At 69.7% G+C, this 20,129-nt stretch carries 13 protein-coding genes; 9 read left to right on the top strand and 4 right to left on the bottom strand.

The features are described 5' to 3' along the window. The first annotated feature begins 1 nt into the window (after nucleotide 1). From mtrB to ACZ5WE_RS06525, 5 genes are all read left to right on the top strand, one after another. Nucleotides 2-2,128, top strand: a complete 2,127-nt coding sequence (gene mtrB / locus ACZ5WE_RS06545) for an MtrAB system histidine kinase MtrB (RefSeq protein WP_467694845.1) — start codon at nucleotides 2-4, stop codon at nucleotides 2,126-2,128. Next, nucleotides 2,118-3,971: an LpqB family beta-propeller domain-containing protein gene (locus ACZ5WE_RS06540; RefSeq protein WP_467694847.1), complete on the top strand. Its 1,854-nt coding sequence runs from the start codon at nucleotides 2,118-2,120 to the stop codon at nucleotides 3,969-3,971. Before mtrB ends, ACZ5WE_RS06540 begins: the two co-directional genes overlap by 11 nt. A gap of 137 nt (nucleotides 3,972-4,108) precedes the next feature. Beyond that, nucleotides 4,109-4,900 carry a ComF family protein gene (locus ACZ5WE_RS06535; protein WP_467695043.1) on the top strand — a complete coding sequence of 264 codons (792 nt, stop codon included), beginning with the start codon at nucleotides 4,109-4,111 and terminating at the stop codon, nucleotides 4,898-4,900. 315 nt (nucleotides 4,901-5,215) lie between these two features. Then, nucleotides 5,216-5,908 (top strand): ribosome hibernation-promoting factor, HPF/YfiA family, encoded by a 693-nt coding sequence (hpf, locus tag ACZ5WE_RS06530; protein WP_467694849.1) that lies wholly within the window; start codon nucleotides 5,216-5,218, stop codon nucleotides 5,906-5,908. Nucleotides 5,909-6,105: 197 nt separating this feature from the next. Then, nucleotides 6,106-6,849: a response regulator gene (locus ACZ5WE_RS06525; protein ID WP_467694851.1), complete on the top strand. Its 744-nt coding sequence runs from the start codon at nucleotides 6,106-6,108 to the stop codon at nucleotides 6,847-6,849. A gap of 16 nt (nucleotides 6,850-6,865) precedes the next feature. Here ACZ5WE_RS06525 and ACZ5WE_RS06520 read toward each other — a convergent pair whose 3' ends face one another. Further along, a complete protein-coding gene (locus tag ACZ5WE_RS06520) occupies nucleotides 6,866-8,083 on the bottom strand; it encodes a winged helix-turn-helix domain-containing protein (RefSeq protein WP_467694853.1) in 1,218 nt (405 codons plus the stop codon). A gap of 79 nt (nucleotides 8,084-8,162) precedes the next feature. Then, nucleotides 8,163-8,735 carry a GNAT family N-acetyltransferase gene (locus ACZ5WE_RS06515; protein ID WP_467694855.1) on the bottom strand — a complete coding sequence of 191 codons (573 nt, stop codon included), beginning with the start codon at nucleotides 8,733-8,735 and terminating at the stop codon, nucleotides 8,163-8,165. Between the two features lie 223 nt (nucleotides 8,736-8,958). Between ACZ5WE_RS06515 and secA the strand changes: the two genes are divergently transcribed. Then, entirely contained in the window at nucleotides 8,959-11,802 is a 2,844-nt protein-coding gene (gene secA / locus ACZ5WE_RS06510) for a preprotein translocase subunit SecA (protein WP_467694857.1), read from the top strand. Between the two features lie 89 nt (nucleotides 11,803-11,891). On the opposite strand, the gene ACZ5WE_RS06505 is transcribed toward secA, so the two are convergent. Next, entirely contained in the window at nucleotides 11,892-12,338 is a 447-nt protein-coding gene (locus tag ACZ5WE_RS06505) for an Rv3235 family protein (RefSeq protein WP_467694859.1), read from the bottom strand. Nucleotides 12,339-12,752: 414 nt separating this feature from the next. Here ACZ5WE_RS06505 and ACZ5WE_RS06500 point away from each other — a divergent pair, with 414 nt between their 5' ends. Together ACZ5WE_RS06500 and ACZ5WE_RS06495 are read left to right on the top strand one after the other, a co-directional pair. Next, the gene (locus ACZ5WE_RS06500; protein WP_467694861.1) at nucleotides 12,753-13,202 is read left to right on the top strand and encodes a DUF6912 family protein; all 450 of its coding nucleotides are present in this window, start codon (nucleotides 12,753-12,755) and stop codon (nucleotides 13,200-13,202) included. 182 nt (nucleotides 13,203-13,384) lie between these two features. Next, nucleotides 13,385-14,062, top strand: coding sequence for an HAD family hydrolase (locus ACZ5WE_RS06495; RefSeq protein WP_467694863.1), 678 nt, complete (start codon nucleotides 13,385-13,387; stop codon nucleotides 14,060-14,062). An 18-nt stretch (nucleotides 14,063-14,080) separates the two neighbouring features. On the opposite strand, the gene ACZ5WE_RS06490 is transcribed toward ACZ5WE_RS06495, so the two are convergent. Continuing rightward, entirely contained in the window at nucleotides 14,081-14,647 is a 567-nt protein-coding gene (locus tag ACZ5WE_RS06490) for a DJ-1/PfpI family protein (protein WP_467694865.1), read from the bottom strand. Between the two features lie 533 nt (nucleotides 14,648-15,180). On the opposite strand from ACZ5WE_RS06490, the gene ACZ5WE_RS06485 reads away from it, so the two are divergent. Beyond that, nucleotides 15,181-20,127, top strand: a complete 4,947-nt coding sequence (locus ACZ5WE_RS06485) for an NAD-glutamate dehydrogenase (RefSeq protein WP_467694867.1) — start codon at nucleotides 15,181-15,183, stop codon at nucleotides 20,125-20,127. Nucleotides 20,128-20,129: the final 2 nt, after the last annotated feature.

The raw sequence follows: 20,129 nt of genomic DNA, 5'->3' as shown, positions 1-20,129 counted from the left end.
CATGTCCCGGGACAGTTCCCCCACGCCGCCCGGGGCTCCGGCTCCGGGTGGCCGCCCGGGGCGGACTGGGGGACGGCGTGCCTCGACGTTCGGGCGGCTCCTCGACGGCGGCCTGCTGCTGCAGGACGGGGTGCAGGGCAGCCCCGCCCTGAGGCTCTTCGTGCGCTGGGTGCGACGTCCGCTGCTGCCCGCGCTGCGGCTGTGGCGGCGCAACATCCAGCTGAAGGTCGTCGTCACGACCCTGCTGATGTCGCTCGGCGTCGTGCTCATGCTCGGTTTCGCCGTCATGAGCTCCGTGAACAACGGCCTGCTCAAGGCCAAGGTGAAGGCCTCGCAGAGCCAGGCCGACGGTGGATTCAGGGCGGCTCAGGAGGAGGCGAACTCCGCACGCCCGCGCTCGGGCCAGGAAGGCGGCACGCCCGACGGAGGGGCCACGCCACCCACGGCCGTCTGGATGTCCGACCTGGTCGAGCAGCTCTCCAGCGGCGGTCAGAACGCGTTCAACGTGGTGACGCTCAGCCCGACGTCCACGGCGGGCGTCGTCAGCGTGCGCGGGCCGCGTGCCTCCGGGGGCGTGGACCCGATCCAGAGCGTGCCCGAGGCGCTGCGCAGCAGCGTCGACAAGGGCACCAGGGCCTATCAGAGCAACACCAGGATCGTCTTCAACGACGGCCGTGACGCCCAGCCGGGTCTGGTCATCGGCAAGCGTCTGAACGACCTGAACGGCGATCCCTACCAGCTTTACTACCTCTTCCCGCTGACGCAGGAGGAGGAGTCCCTCGGAGTCGTCAGGACGACGCTCGCCACCGCGGGTCTCTTCGTCGTGGTGCTGCTCGGCGCCATCGCCTGGCTGGTGGTGCGCCAGGTCGTCACGCCGGTACGGATGGCCGCGGGCATCGCCGAGCGGCTGTCCGCCGGGCGCCTTCAGGAACGTATGAAGGTCACCGGAGAGGACGACATCGCGCGGCTCGGTGAGGCCTTCAACAAGATGGCGCAGAACCTCCAGCTGAAGATCCAGCAGCTGGAGGAGCTCTCACGGATGCAGCGGCGGTTCGTCTCGGACGTCTCGCACGAGCTGCGTACGCCGCTGACGACCGTACGGATGGCGGCCGATGTCATCCACGACGCGCGCGTGGACTTCGATCCGGTGACCGCGAGGTCGGCCGAGTTGCTCGCCGATCAGCTGGACCGCTTCGAGACGCTGCTCGCCGATCTCCTTGAGATCAGCCGGTTCGACGCTGGCGCGGCGGCCCTGGAGGCCGAGCCGATAGATCTGCGTGAGGTCGTACGACGGGTCGTGGGCGGCGCTGAACCGCTGGCGGAGCGCAAGGGGACGCACGTGAGGATCGTCGGGGACCAGCAGCCCGTGGTCGCCGAGGCCGACGCACGCCGTGTGGAGCGTGTCCTTCGCAATCTCGTGGTCAACGCCGTGGAGCACGGCGAGGGCCAGGACGTCGTGGTGCGGCTCGCGGTGGCGGGCGGCGCGGTCGCGGTCGCGGTGCGGGACTACGGAGTGGGCCTCAAGCCCGGCGAGGCGACCCGGGTGTTCAGCCGTTTCTGGCGGGCCGACCCGGCACGCGCGCGTACCACCGGTGGTACGGGCCTCGGGCTCTCCATCGCACTCGAAGACGCGCGGCTGCACGGCGGCTGGCTGCAGGCGTGGGGCGAGCCGGGCGGCGGTTCGCAGTTCCGTCTGACCCTGCCGCGTACGGCGGACGAGGCGCTGCGGGGCTCGCCGATACCGCTGGAGCCCGAGGATTCGCGGCGCCACCGCGGCCTGAGCGACGCGGGTCTGCCGCTCGGCGGCGCGAACAAGCTCGCCACGGTGCCGGCGCAGCCGGCGGTGTCGGAGCGGGTGCCGCCGCCCGTCCCGGCGAAGGCGCCGATCGCGCCGCGGCTCGCCCAGGCGGCCACGACGGTGGACCCCACCGCGTTGCCGGGCAGCGGTGCGCGCGTGGTGGCGCGGCGTCCGTCGGACGACGCGGACCGGAGCTCCGGCTCCGGTGAACCGGCGATGGACGCCACGACGGATGCCACGACGGATGCCGGGGCGGATGCCGACACCGAGCGTGCGAGAGAGACGGAAACGGATCCCGCGAGGGAAGGGGAGGCCTCCCGTGGGCGCTGACCACGATCGCCGCGCCCGTCGGCGTCCGCTGCGGGCCGGTGTGCTTTTCGGCTCCTGCGGGGTACTGCTCGCGGGGTGTGCCTCGATGCCCGACAGCGGGAACCTGAAGGCGGTCGACGCCTCCCAGCGGCCGGACTCGCAGTCGCAGGTGCGGGTCTACGCGATGCCGCCCGGTGAGGACGCGGCCCCCGTGGAGATCGTCCAGGGCTTCCTCGAGGCGCTGACCAGCGACGACCCCGAGTTCGCGATGGCGCGCAAGTATCTGACCAAGGAAGCCTCCAAGACCTGGAACCCCGATGTGCAGACCACGGTGCTCGAGAGCGGGCCGAGCACGGGGTCGGGCAGCGTCGGGGACGACGGTGACACCGGGCGCTCGTTCCCGCTGACCGGCCGCAAGGTCGCCACCGTGGACAAGGAGCACGCGTACCAGCTGGACAACCGCGCGTACAGCCAGTTCGTGCACCTCACCCAGCAGGAGGGGCCCAGCGGCAAGGAGTGGCGCATCGACCGGGTGCCGCCGGGTGTCGTGCTCGGGCAGTCCGACTTCCAGCGCATCTACTGGTCCGTCAACAAGTACTACTTCGCGACGCGTTCGTCCGGTACGCCCGGTGGCAGCCAGGAAGGGCTCGTCGCCGACCCCGTCTACATACGCCAGCGAATAGACCCCGTGACGGAGACCGTCAAGGCGCTGCTCGACGGACCCACCACGTGGCTCAAGCAGGTCGTGGGCACGCGCTTCCCGACGGATACGCGGCTCAAGGCGGGCACCAAGACGCTGGCACCCGACGACCAGGGCAAGCTGACGGTACCGCTGAACGCGCAGGCCGACCCCATAGGCCAGGAGCGGTGCACGGAGATGGCCGCGCAATTGCTCTTCACGCTCCAGGACCTGACGTCGTCCGGCGTCGAGGAGGTGGAGCTCCAGCGCCGCAACGGCTCGCAGCTGTGCGTCCTGAGCAAGGAGCGAGCCGAGTCCGTCGCCTCGCGCCGCACCGCGGAACACCCCGTCTACCAGTACCTCATCGACGACAAACGGCGCCTCGTGCGGATGTCGGCCGGCGCCAGGGAAAAGGACGAACCAAAGCCCGTGCGAGGGCAGTTGGGCAGTGGCGGACAGCCACTGCGTTCCGCCGCGGTGTCGCGGGACGAGGAGCGGGCGGCCGGGGTGTCGCTCGACGGGCGCTCGCTGTACATGGGGTCGCTGGTCTCCGAGAGCGCGCTCGGCAAGCCGGAGGTGCGCAGCAAGGCCAAGTCGGAGAAGGACGGTCTCTCGACGCCCAGTTGGGATGGCCGTGGCGACCTCTGGGTGGCCGACCGAGACCCGAAGCGGCCGCGCCTGCTCTGGCTGGAGCAGGGCGCGGGTGAGCCGCTGTCGGTCAAGATCCCCAACCTCGACGGGCGGATCGAGGCGGTGCGGGTGTCGGCCGACGGTGTACGGGTCGCGCTCCTGGTGAAGAAGGACGGCAAGACGTCGCTGCGGATCGGCCGCGTCGAGCGGACCGGCGCCAAGGGCGAGCAGCCGGAGATCTCCGTGGACGAACTGCGCCAGGCGGCACCGCAGATGGAGGAGGTCACCGCCATGTCGTGGGCCGGCGGCAGCCGTCTCGTGGTGGTCGGACGCGAGTTCGGCGGCGTGCAGCAGATGCGGTACGTGCAGAGCGACGGCTCGGTGCTCGCGGGTGCGACGCTGCCCGGCCTCACCGGCGTGAAGGAGATCGCCGCGTCCGAGGATGAGCGGCAGCCGCTGGTGGCGCACTCGGACGACGGGATAGTACGGCTGCCGACGGGTGCGCAGTGGCAGACGGTGGTCAAGGAGGGGACGGCGCCGGTTTATCCGGGGTGAGCCCCGAGTGCGGAGCCCCGAGTAACGCTGTTCCCGCGCCCCGGAGTTGTCCACGGTCTGTTGTCCGCAGGCTGTTTTCCACAGGCTGTTTTCCACAGGGGTGGCAGGGGCGCGTGCGTCTTGGCACAGTGGACGGCATGCCGGGGTGGTGGCAGGACCTCACCGATCTGGTGCTGCCGGCCGAGTGCGGAGGCTGTGGCAGCCCTCGTGCGGCGCTCTGCGCGGAGTGCCGCGAGGCCCTATGCGGGGCCGCGCCATGCCGGGTGAGTCCCGACCCCAGGCCGCCGGGGCTGCCGGTGGTGCATGCGGCGGCTCCGTACGCGGACTCGGTGCGGGCGATGCTGCTCGCGCACAAGGAGCGGGGCGCTCTGGGGCTCGCGGGGCCGCTGGGTGCGGGACTGGCCGGGGCGGTGCGTGCGGGGCTGTGGGAGAGCGCGGAGTCGCGGTCGCGGGAGGGTGCCGCTCGGGCCCTTGGTGACGCTCCGGTACTGCTCGTGCCCGTGCCGTCGGCTCGCGGGGCCGTGCGGGCGCGTGGGCATGATCCCGTGCGGCGGATGGCGCTGGCCGCCGCGGGTGAGCTGCGCCGGGGCGGGGCGCGGGCCCGGGTGCTCTGCGTGCTGCGCCAGCGGCGTGCCGTGGCCGACCAGGCGGGGCTCAACTCCCGTCAGCGGCAGGTGAATCTGCGGGGCGCCCTGGAGGTGACCGCGGGTGGTGGACGGCTGCTCGCCGATGGGCGGGTCGTGATCGTGGACGACCTGATGACCACGGGCGCGTCGCTGGCGGAGGCGGCGCGCGCAATACGTGACGTACACACGGAAAGTAAAGGGCCGTGCGGGGTGGTAACAGCCCGTGAAATTACCGGTGAGAACGGGATCATCGCAGCTGTTGTTGCCTCCTCGCCGGATTCTTTCGGAATAAACCGGAACTGACTGGGAACTTGCATCGTTGCAGGTAGTGAGAGGGTCAATACACCTGAATGGAGGTATGCGGCGGTAGAGGGTGACGACATCCGTCCGGGCGAGATATGTTCGGTTGTGAGGAATGGCGGACGCCGACCCTCGCATATCGGAATGCCGGTTGCCGGGTTTTTCGCAATCACCCGGGTCGGCCGGGGTGGAGATCTTGTTCGCGGGGGAGGAGGAGGTGGAAGTCACCGAGTCCGAGGCTCCGGGAGTCACCGGGGCCTGGTGCAAAAGGGAGATGCTCCGCCGCCGAAGCGGAGCGATCCGGGAACGGAGTTCTGCGTGGACATCGTCGTCAAGGGCCGCAAGACCGAGGTGCCCGAGCGGTTCCGCAAGCACGTGGCCGAGAAGCTGAACCTGGAGAAGATCCAGAAGCTCGACGGCAAGGTGATCAGCCTGGACGTCGAGGTGTCCAAGGAGGCCAACCCGCGTCAGGCCGACCGTTCCGACCGCGTGGAGATCACACTCCGCGGGCGCGGACCCGTGATCCGCGCGGAGGCCTCGGCAACCGATCCGTACGCGGCGCTCGACCTGGCCACCGCCAAGCTCGACGCACGACTGCGCAAGCAGCACGAGAAGCGCCACAACCGGCGCGGCAACGGCAGGCTCTCCGCCGCCGAGGTGGCCGAGCGGGTGCCGGACGCGGCGACTCTCAACGGAGACGGCACCATCGCACGTGAGGAAGAGCCGGACGGCATCCCCGTCAAGAGGATCGGCTCACTGGAGATCCAGGGCGAAGGCCCGCTCGTGGTCCGCGAGAAGACCCACGTGGCGGCTCCGATGACGCTCGACCAGGCGCTCTACGAAATGGAACTCGTGGGGCACGACTTCTACTTGTTCGTCGACTCGGAGTCGAAGGAGCCCAGTGTCGTCTACCGGCGGCACGCGTACGACTACGGCGTCATCCGTCTGAACACCGACCCCATGGTCGCGCGGGCCGAGTCCGCCGGCGGGGGCGGTGCGCTCGGCGGCTGATTCAGGCCGGTCGAAGGCTGAGACGGTGCCCCTGGAGCGCGTGTGCGCCCCCAGGGGCACCATCATGCGACCCCTGTGCGCACCGCGCGGCCGTCCGGGCATGAAATCATGGGCGGAGCCGGCCAACCGGTGTGCTGCTGCCTCGGGTTGGCGGCAGCTGACTGCACAACGGGCCATGGCCTTCAGGGGGAGGAACGATGGCGGACAGCTTCGGACCGATGCGGGATGCCGATGACGACGACGGCATCGGCATCGGCACCGACACGGGCGCACTCCGCAAGGAGCCCATCAGGGTCCTTGTGGTGGACGACCACGCGCTCTTCCGCCGCGGCCTGGAGATCGTCCTCGCCGCCGAGGAGGACATCCAGGTGGTCGGGGAGGCGGGCGACGGCGCCGAGGCGGTGGACAAGGCCGCGGACCTGCTGCCGGACATCGTGCTGATGGACGTGCGCATGCCCAAGCGCGGTGGCATCGAGGCGTGCACCTCCATCAAGGAGGTCGCGCCCAGCGCGAAGATCATCATGCTGACGATCAGCGACGAGGAGGCCGACCTCTACGACGCGATCAAGGCGGGTGCCACGGGCTATCTCCTCAAGGAGATCTCCACGGACGAAGTGGCCACGGCGATTCGCGCGGTGGCCGACGGGCAGTCGCAGATCAGCCCGTCCATGGCGTCGAAACTGCTCACCGAGTTCAAGTCGATGATCCAGCGCACCGACGAGCGCAGACTGGTGCCCGCGCCCCGGCTGACCGAACGCGAACTCGAAGTGCTGAAGCTCGTGGCCACGGGCATGAACAACCGCGACATCGCGAAGGAACTGTTCATCTCCGAGAACACCGTGAAGAACCACGTCCGCAACATCCTGGAGAAGCTGCAGCTGCACTCCAGGATGGAGGCGGTCGTGTACGCGATGCGGGAGAAGATCCTCGAGATCCGCTGAGGCCCGCGGGGCGGGCTCAGCCCAGGGCGCGCACGAGCTCGGCGGTCAGCTCCGGCTGGTTCATCCGCTCCACCCGTACGGAGTCGCAGTTGACCCAGGTCGCCGCTTCACGGAGCGCCTGGGCCACCGCGGGCACGGACTTGGGGCTGTCCAGCGACACCTGCCTGGCGACCAGCGTGCTGCCCTCGCGCGCGGGGTCGACCCGGCCGACCAGCCGGCCCCCGGCAAGCACCGGCATCGCGAAATAGCCGTGGACCCGCTTCGGCTTGGGGACGTACGCCTCCAGGCGGTGGGTGAAGCCGAAGATCCGCTCAGTGCGGGCCCGCTCCCAGATCAGGGAGTCGAAGGGCGAGAGGAGCGTCGTGCGGTGGCGGCCGCGCGGGGGCGTCCGCAGGGCCGCGGGATCGGCCCAGGCGGGCTTGTCCCAGCCCTCCACCGTCACCGGGACGAGGCCCGAGTCCGCGACCACCGCGTCGAACTGCTCGCCCTTGAGGCGGTGATAGTCCGCGATGTCCGCGCGCGTGCCGACGCCAAGGGCCTGCCCTGCCAGCCGCACCAGACGGCGCAGGCACTCCCTGTCGTCCAGGTCGTCATGGAGCAGGGTGTCCGGGATGGCGCGCTCCGCGAGGTCGTACACCCGCTTCCAGCTGCGGCGCTCGGTGCAGACCACCTCGCCGTACATCAGCGCCCGCTCGACGGCGACCTTCGCGTCCGACCAGTCCCACCACTCGCCCTTGTTCTTCGCGCCGCCCAATTCCGTGGCGGTGAGGGGGCCTTCGGCGGTGAGCTGCTTGATCACCGTGTCGTACGCACCGTCCGGCAGGTCGTGGTGCCAGTGCGGGCGCCGGCGGTACGCCCGGCGGCGGAAGGCGAAGTGCGGCCACTCCTCGATGGGCAGGATGCACGCGGCGTGCGACCAGTACTCGAAGGCGTGCGGCCGGGCGGGGCCGGTTCCCGATGCCCCGTCCCAGTACGCCGCCTCGATCCTGCCGCGGCCGACGGCGCCGAGACGGGCGTACGGAATCAGTTCGTGCGAGCGGGCGAGGACCGAGATCGTGTCGAGCTGGACCGCCCCGAGATGCCGCAGCACGCCCCGCACACCGGACCTGCGGTCAGGGGCGCCCAGAAACCCCTGGGCACGGAGCGCGATGCGGCGGGCCTCGTCGGCGGAGAGGTCGATGGCGGGGCGCGGCAGGCTCGTCATGCCGGAAACGATAGGGGGCGGCACTGACATTGATGCTGATACTCGGGTTGAACGCCGCCCGGCCTGCGGGAACGGGCGGCGGCGTAGGTGGCCGGGGCCGGGTCGCGCCTCAGATCCGCGCGGGCAGATACGGCTGGATCGACGACAGGCCGAGGTCGCCCGGCAGCAGGGCGCCCACCCAGCAGTCACGGAGCGTGGCCTTGTTGAGGAGGGCGCCGCGCAGGGTGCCCTCGAAGGTGAAGCCGGCCTTCTCCACCACCGCGCGCGACCCCGTGTTGCCGACCTCGGCACGCCACTCCAGGCGGTTGCAGCCCAGGTCGGTGAAGGCCCACCTGGCCAGGCCGAGGACGATCTCCGTCATATAGCCGCTGCCCCGGTGCTCCTTCGCCGTCCAGAAGCCGACCTCCCAGGCGCCCGAGCGCGGGTGGTGGAGGCTGGCGGCGGCGATCAGCGGGCCGCCGCCCCGGGGACGTACGGCGAAGGTGTACTCCGTGTCGTAGCGCCAGCCGTCCGGCACCATGCGCGTGATGAAGCCCTCCGCGTCCGCGCGCGCGTACGGCGAGGGGATCGTGGTCCAGCGCTGGATGTCGGCGTCCTGGCAGGCTTCGAACGTCTCGTCCGTGTCGGCGGGCGTGAAGGTGCGCAGGATCAGGCGTTCGGTGGTGAGTGTGACGGGCTCCATCTGGTGATTCTGCGGGGGTGAAGCCCTCTGGGCCAGTGCTTTCGGCCGACCTTTCACCCGCATTTCGCCGAGCGCTGATCGGCACAACCCGGCACCTTCCAGGCCCCCCGTCCGTTGTCGTAACGGCAGACCTCCCGGCGCGGCCCGCTCCTCGCTTACGATGGCCGTTGCCCTATGAGTAAACCGACCATGCCAGGCCCGACCGGCAAGGAGACCAACCCCCGTGTCCGTCCTCTCGAAGATCATGCGTGCAGGCGAAGGCAAGATCCTGCGCAAGCTGCACCGCATCGCGGACCAGGTCAACTCCATCGAAGAGGACTTTGTCAGCCTCTCCGACGCCGAGCTGCGCGCGCTGACCGAGGAGTACAAGGAGCGTTACGCCGACGGCGAGACCCTTGACGACCTCCTCCCCGAAGCCTTTGCCACGGTGCGTGAGGCCGCCAAGCGCGTCCTCGGCCAGCGGCACTACGACGTCCAGATGATGGGCGGCGCGGCGCTGCACCTCGGCTATGTGGCCGAGATGAAGACCGGTGAGGGCAAGACGCTCGTCGGCACCCTCCCCGCGTACCTCAACGCCCTGTCGGGCAAGGGCGTGCACCTGATCACGGTCAACGACTACCTGGCCGAGCGCGACTCCGAGATGATGGGCCGCGTCCACAAGTTCCTGGGTCTGTCCGTCGGCTGCATCATCGCCAACATGACGCCGGCCCAGCGCCGCGAGCAGTACGCGAGCGACATCACGTACGGCACGAACAACGAGTTCGGATTCGACTACCTGCGCGACAACATGGCGTGGGCGAAGGACGAACTGGTCCAGCGCGGCCACAACTTCGCGATCGTCGACGAGGTCGACTCGATCCTCGTGGACGAGGCCCGTACGCCGCTGATCATCTCCGGCCCCGCCGACCAGGCCACCAAGTGGTACGGCGACTTCGCCAAGTTGGTCACCCGTCTCACCAAGGGCGAGGCGGGCAACACCCTCAAGGGCATCGAGGAGACCGGGGACTACGAGGTCGACGAGAAGAAGCGCACCGTCGCCATCCACGAGTCCGGTGTCGCCAAGGTCGAGGACTGGCTGGGCATCGACAACCTCTACGAGTCGGTCAACACGCCGCTCGTGGGTTACCTCAACAACGCCATCAAGGCCAAGGAACTCTTCAAGAAGGACAAGGACTACGTCGTCATCGACGGCGAAGTCATGATCGTCGACGAGCACACCGGCCGTATCCTCGCCGGCCGCCGCTACAACGAGGGCATGCACCAGGCGATCGAGGCGAAGGAAGGGGTGGACATCAAGGACGAGAACCAGACGCTCGCGACGATCACCCTGCAGAACTTCTTCCGCCTCTACAAGCGTCACGACCACGACGGCAAGGAAACCCCCGGCCTCTGCGGCATGACCGGTACGGCCATGACCGAGGCCGCCGAGTTCCACCAGATCTACAAGCTGGGCGTCGTGCCGATCCCGACGAACCGGCCCATGGTCCGCGCCGACCAGTCGGACCTGATCTACCGCACCGAGGTCGCGAAGTTCGCAGCCGTCGTCGACGACATCGCCGAGAAGCACGAGCAGGGCCAGCCGATCCTGGTCGGCACGACCTCCGTGGAGAAGTCGGAGTACCTCTCCCAGCAGCTCTCCAAGCGTGGCGTCCAGCACGAGGTGCTCAACGCCAAGCAGCACGACCGTGAGGCGCCGATCATCGCCCAGGCCGGTCGCAAGGGCGCCGTCACCGTCGCCACGAACATGGCCGGACGAGGCACGGACATCAAGCTCGGCGGCAACCCCGACGACCTCGCCGAGGCGGAGCTGCGCCAGCGCGGCCTCGACCCCGTCGAGCACGTCGAGGAGTGGGCCGCGGCGCTGCCCGCCGCCCTGGAGAAGGCCGAGCGGTCCGTGAAGGCGGAGTTCGAGGAGGTCAAGAGCCTGGGTGGGCTTTACGTCCTCGGCACCGAGCGCCACGAGTCGCGCCGCATCGACAACCAGCTGCGCGGTCGTTCCGGCCGTCAGGGCGACCCCGGCGAGTCCCGCTTCTACCTCTCGCTCGGCGACGACCTGATGCGCCTGTTCAAGGCCCAGATGGTCGAGCGCGTGATGGCCATGGCGAACGTCCCGGACGACGTGCCGATCGAGAACAAGATGGTGACGCGCGCGATCGCGTCCGCCCAGTCGCAGGTCGAGCAGCAGAACTTCGAGACGCGCAAGAACGTCCTGAAGTACGACGAGGTCCTCAACCGCCAGCGCGAGGTCATCTACGGCGAGCGTCGCCGCGTCCTGGAGGGCGAGAACCTCCAGGAGCAGGTCACGCACTTCATGGACGACACGATCGACGCGTACATCGCGGCGGAGACCGCCGAGGGCTTCGCCGAGGAGTGGGACCTGGACCGGCTGTGGGGCGCCTTCAAGCAGCTCTACCCGGTGAAGGTCACCATCGAGGAGCTCGAGGAGGACGCGGGCGACCGCGCGGGTCTGACCGCCGAGTTCATCTCCGAGTCCATCAAGGACGACATCCACCAGCAGTACGAGGCGCGTGAGGAGCAGCTCGGCTCCGAGATCATGCGTGAGCTGGAGCGACGCGTCGTCCTCTCGGTGCTCGACCGCAAGTGGCGCGAGCACCTCTACGAGATGGACTACCTCCAGGAGGGCATCGGCCTCCGCGCCATGGCGCAGAAGGACCCGCTGGTCGAGTACCAGCGCGAGGGCTTCGACATGTTCAACGCCATGATGGACGGCATCAAGGAAGAGTCCGTCGGCTACCTGTTCAACCTGGAGGTCCAGGTCGAGCAGCAGGTCGAGGAGGTTCCGGTGACGGACTCGGCCGAGGCTGGGGCCTCCCTGGACAAGAAGGACGCCGTTCCCGCCGGTGGCGGCCGTCCCGAGATCCGCGCCAAGGGCCTTGAGGCTCCGCAGCGGCCCGACCGTCTCCACTTCCAGGCGCCGAACGCCGAGGGCGGGGTCGACGAGGGTGACTTCGAGACCGAGGACGCGGGTATGCGGTCCGAGTCGGACGGGATGACGCGGGCGGAGCGGCGCAAGGCTCAGAAGGGTGGGCGTCGCCGCAAGAAGTGACGCTGCGCTGAGCTTTGGCGGTGTGTCGGCGTTGCCGGCGGTTGCCGTGACGTGGGGCCGGGCACGGGTGTGTCCGGCCCTTCGCGCTGTCAGGGGGGCGGGGGGCCGACCTCCACGGCTGTGCAGCGCCACCTCTGGTCCGCGCCGAGGCTCAGGCGGAACGCCAGGGCCCTGAGGGCGGGGCCCGCGCCGATCCTCGCGAAGACCTCGTAGACGCCGGGGCGGGGCTCGTAGTGGCCGATGCGGTGGATCGTGGGGCGGCGGCCGTTCACGTTCAGGGGGGTGCGCTCGGCGAGGCGGGTCAGGTCGTCGAAGGCGGTGTGGGCGATGTGGCGTGCCGCCCAGTGGACCGGCTTCTGGCCGCTGAGGACCAGGAGCAGCCGCTCGGTGAAGAGCTCCGTGGGGTGCGGTGGGGGCTGGGGCGGGGTCCTGAGGGGGCGCGTGGGCGTCCGTGGGGTACGTGCTGCCGTGGGGCGGCGGGGGTCTGTGCGGCCCGGGGGGTGGGTGGTTGCCGGGCGGGGGCGGGGCCTGGTCATCACCTTGTGCATTCCGTGTTGCCTCCGGCGTCGTGGTTCCGGTGGGGTGGCCGTGGGGGTGGCCGTGGCCGCGGCACCGGTACCGGTGAGTAACTTCCGTCGGAGATCTTGTACGGGGGGCGGGGCGGGGGGTGCAAGGGGCCGCGGGTGCGGGGGGTGTGGGCCGGGGGAGTCACCTATCAGGGTGATCGGGGGTCACTGGATCCTTGGGGGCGTTGGGGTGTGCCGGGTGAAGGGCGGGGGTGCGGGGTGACGCGGGGGGCGGGTGTGGGGGGCAGCTCGAAGGGGGACTCCCGGACGTATTCTGGGGGCTCTGTTCTGTGCCTGGCCGGCGCCTTGGGGTGCTGTCCGGTGCCTTCAGGATCTGTGCTTCCGACTGTGAATTTGTGCTTCCGACTGTGAAAGCGGGCCGTCATGCGCGTCTACGTTCCCCTGACCCTCAGCCGCCTCGCCGAGGTGCACAAGGCGGGCGAGCTGGCGCCGGGGCCGCTGACCGCCTATGCCGTGACGCCCGCCCTGCGTGAGTGGTGCGGCTCCGAGGACACCGAGGAGCTGGAGTACGTCGCCCTGAGCCAGGCGGCGGCGGCTTCGCTGGGGCTGCTTGCCGGCGACTCGGGGGCGGCTCGTCGCCGGGTCGTGCTAGCCGCGGATGTGCCGGACGGCGCGCTTGAGCAGGGGGCGCCCGTAGGTGAGCTTGGTGAGGTACGGGTCGACGGGGTGCTGCCGTTGAAGAAGGTCGCCGCCGTGCATGTGGATGCGGAGGAGGCTGAGGCGGATGTTGCTGCGGGGCTCCTGGGGGGTGGGGTCGAGGACCACGAGCTGTTGTGGTTCGCGACGCAGGAGATTCCTGGGCTGATCGCCTGAGGGTTCCCTGCGGGGCTGGAGCCATGGAGTACCCCGCAGCTCTCCCTGGACGAACTAGCCTTCTCGCCCACCCGCCCGTTCACCCTGCATCCGATCCTGGACGAACGAGCCTTCCCGCCCGCCCGATTGCCCCGTATCCGATTCTGGGCGGGCCCCGCCCTCAGGGCGGGTACCGTTTTCTCATGGGGAAGCCGGCGCGTGGGGCGCATATCGTGTGGGACTGGAATGGGACCTTGCTGCATGACATTCATGCGGTGATCGAGTCCACCAACGCCTCGTTCGAGGAGATCGGGCTCGAGCCGATCACGCTCGAGCGGTACCGCGATCTTTACTGCGTTCCCGTACCCCTGTTCTACGAGCGGCTCATGGGGCGACTGCCCACCGACGCCGAGTGGCAGGTCATGGACGCCGTGTTCCACAAGCACTACTGGGCGCGGGCCGCAGCCTGCGGGCTTGCCGACGGTGCCGCCCAGCTGCTCGCGGACCGGCGGGCGGCCGGGCGTACGCAGTCGCTGCTCTCGCTCGCGCCGCACGAGCACCTGGTGCCGATCGTGCGGCGGCACGGGATCGAGGAGCACTTCGTGCGCATCGACGGCCGCACCGACACCTCGCACGCGGGCAAGGCCGAGCGGATGGTGCGCCACCTCGCCGCTCTCGAAGGGGTCACCGCCGCCGAGCGCATTGTCGTCATCGGGGACGCCGTCGACGATGCCGTGGCCGCCGCGCACGTGGGCGCCCAGGCCGTCCTCTACACCGGCGGCTCCCACAGCCGGGCCAGCCTGGAGGCCGTCGGGGTCGACGTTCCCGTGGTCGACAGCCTTGCCGAGGCCGTGGATGTCGCCGAGCGGCTGGCCGCCTGAGCGGTATCCGTACCCGCCCTACGTCACCGGCGCCTTCGCCCGCAGCACCGTCAGGAACTCCCGCATCCAGCCCGAGTGGTCCGGCCAGGCGCGGGCCGAGACCAGCGTGCCGTCGACCACCACCTCCGCGTCGTGGAAGGTCGCGCCCGCCGTCTGCATGTCCAGCTCCAGGGCCGGATACGCCGTGACCCTGCGGCCGCTCAGGCCGCCGATCGCCGCGGTCAGGAGCGGGCCGTGGCAGATCTGCGCGACCGGCTTGTCCGCGTCGAAGAAGGACTTGAGGATCTTGCGGAGCTCCGGGTCGTTGCGCAGATACTCAGGGGCCCGGCCGCCCGGGATCACCAGAGCCACGTACTGGCCCGGGTCGACCTCGGAGAAGGCGAGGTCAGCGGGCCAGGTGTAGCCCGGCTTCTCCGTGTATGTGTCGAAGCCCGGCTCGAAGTCGTGCACCACGAACCGCAGTGTCTTGCGGGCGGGGGCGGCGATGTGGACGTCGTACCCCTCCTCGCGCAGCCGCTGGAAGGGGTAGAGGACTTCGAGTGACTCCGCTGCGTCGCCGGTCACTATGAGGATCTTGGCTGCCATCTCGGTGCTCGCTCCCACTCGTGGGCGGACCGTCGTCCATGGACCGGGCCGCCCGTCGCGCGCTGTCCGTCCGTCCCGCTCAACGTGCATCCGCCCGTCCGGTTTGCCAAGAGGTCCACCGGTCCGGAGAGAGGGGCCATCGCCGACAAGTGGCGCGAAAGTCTCTGTGCAGAGTGTCAAAGTTCCACCCCTGCTTTTGTACACATACGGCTCATGACGACTCCCGGGTGGAGGGCGATAGCCTTGTCCCGTGATCAGCGCGATATCCCGCGGGGGCGTGTACGCCCCCGCCCTGCGCCCGGGGAACACGGAGGACATCCGTGCCCGGGGCGTCGCTGACGCTTCTTCGCGGTGCGGCCGGCCAGATCATCCCGGCCATCGGTCAGCGAAACCGCTGAAAATGGCGGATAACCGCCCGCCCATCTATCACCGCGGCATAACGTCGACTTCGACCGGAGACCCCGCGTCGTGGCGTTACGCCGGATCACTTCCTTATACGTCACGCAACGGCGCGCGACAGGAGTCAGAGGACAATGCAGACCAAGCTGGACGAAGCCAAAGCCGAGCTGCTCACACGGGCGGCCCGGGTAGCTGAGAACAGCCCGGCCGGTGGCCGCCTACCCAATGGGGCACCGACCGGGTCGAAGGGCGACGGGGCCACTCCTGACGAGGACACGGCCCTCGCGTTCCTCCAGCGCTACTACCTGCACACCGCCCCGGAGGACCTCGCCGACCGCGACCCGGTCGACGTCTTCGGAGCAGCCTTCTCCCACTACCGGCTGGCCGAGAACCGCCCGCAGGGCACGGCCAACGTCCGTGTGCACACCCCGACCGTCGAGGAGAACGGCTGGACGTGCAGCCACTCCGTCGTCGAGGTGGTCACGGACGACATGCCTTTCCTGGTCGACTCGGTCACCAACGAGCTCTCGCGGCAGGGGCGCGGAATCCATGTCGTCATCCACCCCCAGGTCGTCGTACGACGGGACCTGACCGGCAAGCTGCTCGAAGTCCTCACCGCACCCGGTACGGAGCGTCCGCACGACGCCGTCACCGAGTCCTGGATCCACGTCGAGATGGACCGCGAGACCGACCGCGCGGACCTGAAGCAGATCAGCGTCGATCTGCTCCGGATCCTGTCCGACGTACGCGAGACCGTCGAGGACTGGGAGAAGATGCGCGACGCCGCGCTGCGCATCGCCGACGAGCTCCCCACCGAGCCGACCGCGGACGACCTGCGTGACCAGGAGGTCGACGAGGCCCGCGAGCTCCTTCGCTGGCTCGCCGACAACCACTTCACCTTCCTCGGCTTCCGTGAGTACGACCTGACGGACGACGACTCTCTCGCCGCGGTGCCCGGCACCGGTCTCGGCATCCTGCGCGCCGACCCGAAGCACGAGGGGGAGGAGGACCATCCGGTCAGCCCCTCCTTCAGCCGACTGCCGGCGGACGCGCGAGCGAAGGCCCGTGAGCACAAGCTCCTGGTGCTCACCAAGGCCAACAGCCGTGCCACCGTGCACCGGCCCAGCTATCTCGACTACGTGGGCGTGAAGAAGTTCGACGGCGAGGGCAATGTCGTCGGTGAGCGCCGCTTCCTCGGTCTCTTCTCGTCCGCCGCGTACACCGAGTCCGTGCGCCGCGTGCCGGTCATCCGCCGCAAGGTCCAGGAAGTCCTCAAGGGCGCGGGCTTCTCGCCCAACAGCCACGACGGGCGTGATCTCCTCCAGATCCTGGAGACCTACCCCCGCGACGAGCTCTTCCAGACGCCGCCCGACGAGCTGCGCGCCATCGTCACGTCCGTCCTCTACCTCCAGGAGCGGCGACGGCTGCGGCTGTACCTGCGCAAGGACGAGTACGGCCGCTACTACTCCGCCCTCGTCTACCTGCCGCGTGACCGCTACACCACCGGCGTGCGCCTGCGGATCATCGACATCCTCAAGGAGGAGCTCGGCGGCACCAGCGTCGACTTCACCGCGTGGAACACGGAGTCGATCCTCTCCCGGCTGCACTTCGTGGTCCGCGTCGCGCCGGGCGGCGGGCTTCCGCAGCTCACCGACGCCGATACCGACCGCATCGAGTCCCGGCTCGTCGAGGCGGCCCGCTCCTGGGCCGACGGCTTCGGCGAGGCGCTGACCGCCGAGTGCGGCGAGGAGCGCGCCGCCGAGCTGCTCCGTCGCTACTCGGGCGCCTTCCCCGAGGGCTACAAGGCCGACCACACGCCGCGCGCGGCGGTCGCCGACCTCCAGCACCTGGAGGAGCTCAAGCACGGGCACGAGGACTTCGCGCTCAGCCTGTACGAGCCGGTGGGCGCCGCCCCCGGTGAGCGCCGCTTCAAGATCTACCGATCCGGCGCGCAGGTCTCGCTCTCCGCCGTCCTGCCGGTCCTCCAGCGCCTCGGCGTCGAGGTCACCGACGAGCGGCCCTACGAGCTGCGCTGCACGGACCGCACGAACGCCTGGATCTACGACTTCGGCCTCCGCCTGCCCAAGTCGCAGAACGGCAACGGCGACTACTTGGGCGACGACGGCCGCGAGCGCTTCCAGGAGGCCTTCTCCGCCGCCTGGACGGGCGAGGCCGAGGTCGACGGATTCAACTCGCTCGTCCTGCGCGCCGGGCTCAACTGGCGCCAGGCGATGGTCCTTCGCGCCTACGCCAAGTACCTGCGCCAGGCCGGCTCCACCTTCAGCCAGGACTACATGGAGGACACCCTCCGCAACAACGTCCACACGACCCGGCTGCTCGTCTCGCTCTTCGAGGCGCGGATGTCCCCGGACCGCCAGCGCGCCGGGACCGAGCTGACCGACGGCCTCCTGGAGGAGCTGGACGGCGCGCTCGACCAGGTCGCGTCCCTGGACGAGGACCGCATCCTGCGGTCCTTCCTCACCGTCATCAAGGCGACGCTGCGGACCAACTTCTTCCAGGAGGCGGAGGGCGGCAAGCCGCACAACTACGTCTCCATGAAGTTCGACCCGCAGGCCATCCCCGACCTCCCCGCGCCGCGCCCGGCGTACGAGATCTGGGTGTACTCGCCGCGCGTCGAGGGCGTCCACCTGCGCTTCGGCAAGGTCGCCCGCGGTGGTCTGCGCTGGTCCGACCGGCGTGAGGACTTCCGCACGGAGATCCTCGGCCTGGTCAAGGCGCAGATGGTGAAGAACACCGTCATCGTGCCCGTCGGCGCCAAGGGCGGCTTCGTCGCCAAGCAGCTGCCCGACCCGTCCGTCGACCGCGACGCGTGGCTGGCCGAGGGCGTGGCCTGCTACAAGACGTTCATCTCGGCGCTGCTCGACATCACCGACAACCTGGTCGCGGGCGAGGTCGTGCCCCCGGCGGACGTCGTCCGGCACGACGAGGACGACACGTACCTCGTCGTCGCCGCCGACAAGGGCACCGCGACGTTCTCGGACATCGCCAACCAGGTCGCCGAGTCGTACAACTTCTGGCTCGGTGACGCCTTCGCCTCCGGCGGCTCCGCCGGTTACGACCACAAGGGCATGGGCATCACCGCCCGCGGCGCCTGGGAGTCCGTGAAGCGGCACTTCCGGGAGCTGGGCACCGACACCCAGTCCGAGGACTTCACGGTCGTCGGCGTCGGCGACATGTCCGGTGACGTGTTCGGCAACGGCATGCTGCTCTCCGAGCACATCCGCCTGGTCGCCGCCTTCGACCACCGGCACATCTTCATCGACCCGCGGCCGGACGCCGAGACCTCGTACGCCGAGCGCCGTCGCCTCTTCGAGCTGCCGCGCAGCTCCTGGGCCGACTACAACAAGGAGCTGCTCTCCGCGGGCGGCGGGATCTTCCCGCGCAGCGCCAAGGCGATCCAGCTGAACGCCCACATCCGCGAGGCCCTGGGCATCGAAAAGGGCATCGGCAAGATGACCCCGGCCGACCTGATGCAGACCATCCTCCAGGCGCCCGTCGACCTGCTGTGGAACGGCGGCATCGGTACGTACGTGAAGTCGTCGGCCGAGTCGGACAGCGACGTCGGCGACAAGGCGAACGACTCGATCCGCGTGAACGGCGCGGACCTGCGCGTCAAGGTCGTCGGCGAGGGCGGCAACCTCGGTCTGACCCAGCTGGGCCGTATCGAGTTCGCGCGTGACGGCGGGCGCATCAACACCGACGCCATCGACAACAGCGCGGGCGTGGACACCTCCGACCACGAGGTGAACATCAAGATCCTGCTCAACGCGGTCGTCGGAGCCGGCGACATGACCGTCAAGCAGCGCAACAAGTTCCTCGCCGCGATGACGGACGAGGTCGGGTCCCTGGTCCTGCGCAACAACTACGCGCAGAACACCGCCCTGTCGAACGCGGTCGCCCAGTCCCCCTCCCTCCTCCACGCCCACCAGCGCTTCCTGCGCCGCCTGGGCCGCGACGGTCACCTGGACCGGGCCCTGGAGTTCCTGCCCACCGACCGGCAGATCCGTGAGCTCCTGAACTCCGGCCGCGGGCTCAGCCAGCCCGAGCTCGCCGTGCTCCTCGCGTACACGAAGATCACGGCGGCCGACGAGCTGATCCATACGACGCTGCCGGACGACGAGTACCTGCGCGGGCTGCTGCACGCCTACTTCCCGAAGGCCCTGCGGGAGAAGTTCCCCGAGCAGGTCGACGGGCACGCGCTGCGCCGTGAGATCGTCACCACGGTGCTCGTCAACGACACGGTGAACACGGGTGGTTCGACGTTCCTGCACCGTCTGCGTGAGGAGACAGGGGCCTCCCTGGAGGAGATCGTCAGGGCGCAGCTCGCGGCCCGCGAGATCTTCGGTCTGAGCAAGGTCTGGGACGCGGTCGAGGCGCTCGACAACGTGGTGGCGGCGGATGTCCAGACGCGGGTCCGGCTGCACTCGCGCCGCCTCGTCGAGCGCGGCACGCGCTGGCTGCTCAACAACCGGCCGCAGCCGCTCCAGCTCGCCGAGACCATCGACTTCTTCAGCGCGGGTGTCGCCGAGGTCTGGACCGAGCTGCCGAAGCTGCTGAGCGGCTCCGACCAGGAGTGGTACCAGAGCATCCGCGACGAGCTGGTGGGCGAGGGCGTTCCCGACGAGCTCGCCCAGCGCGTCGCCGGGTTCTCCTCGGCCTTCCCGTCGCTCGACATCGTGGCGATCGCCGACCGCACGGGCAAGGACCCGATGGCCGTCGCCGAGGTCTACTACGACCTCGCCGACCGGCTGCGGATCACCCAGCTCATGGACCGCATCATCGAGCTGCCGCGGGCCGATCGCTGGCAGTCGATGGCGCGTGCGTCGATCCGCGAGGACCTGTACGCGGCGCACGCCGCCCTGACGGCCGACGTGCTGGCCGTCGGGAACGGCGAGGACACTCCCGAGCAGCGCTTCAAGGCCTGGGAGGAGAAGAACGCGGCGATCCTGAGCCGGTCGCGGACGACGCTGGACGAGATCCAGAGCTCGGACGCCTTCGACCTGGCGAACCTGTCGGTGGCCATGCGGACGATGAGGACGCTGCTGCGGACCCACACATAGTC

The organism is Streptomyces sp. NPDC033180, assembly GCF_055577645.1.
The sequence above is the reverse complement of the archived record's forward strand: the minus strand, read 5'-3'. Positions and strand labels throughout refer to the sequence as shown.

Bases quoted from the DNA above. Each gene is read 5' to 3' on its own strand.
- mtrB (WP_467694845.1), top strand. From the start codon at position 2: ATGTCCCGGGACAGTTCCCCCACGCCGCCCGGGGCTCCGGCTCCGGGT.
- ACZ5WE_RS06490 (WP_467694865.1), bottom strand. From the start codon at position 14,647: ATGGCAGCCAAGATCCTCATAGTGACCGGCGACGCAGCGGAGTCACTC.
- ACZ5WE_RS06485 (WP_467694867.1), top strand. From the start codon at position 15,181: ATGCAGACCAAGCTGGACGAAGCCAAAGCCGAGCTGCTCACACGGGCG.
- ACZ5WE_RS06520 (WP_467694853.1), bottom strand. From the start codon at position 8,083: ATGTCAGTGCCGCCCCCTATCGTTTCCGGCATGACGAGCCTGCCGCGC.
- ACZ5WE_RS06515 (WP_467694855.1), bottom strand. From the start codon at position 8,735: ATGGAGCCCGTCACACTCACCACCGAACGCCTGATCCTGCGCACCTTC.
- ACZ5WE_RS06525 (WP_467694851.1), top strand. From the start codon at position 6,106: ATGGCGGACAGCTTCGGACCGATGCGGGATGCCGATGACGACGACGGC.
- ACZ5WE_RS06500 (WP_467694861.1), top strand. From the start codon at position 12,753: ATGCGCGTCTACGTTCCCCTGACCCTCAGCCGCCTCGCCGAGGTGCAC.
- ACZ5WE_RS06505 (WP_467694859.1), bottom strand. From the start codon at position 12,338: ATGACCAGGCCCCGCCCCCGCCCGGCAACCACCCACCCCCCGGGCCGC.
- ACZ5WE_RS06495 (WP_467694863.1), top strand. From the start codon at position 13,385: ATGGGGAAGCCGGCGCGTGGGGCGCATATCGTGTGGGACTGGAATGGG.
- ACZ5WE_RS06535 (WP_467695043.1), top strand. From the start codon at position 4,109: ATGCCGGGGTGGTGGCAGGACCTCACCGATCTGGTGCTGCCGGCCGAG.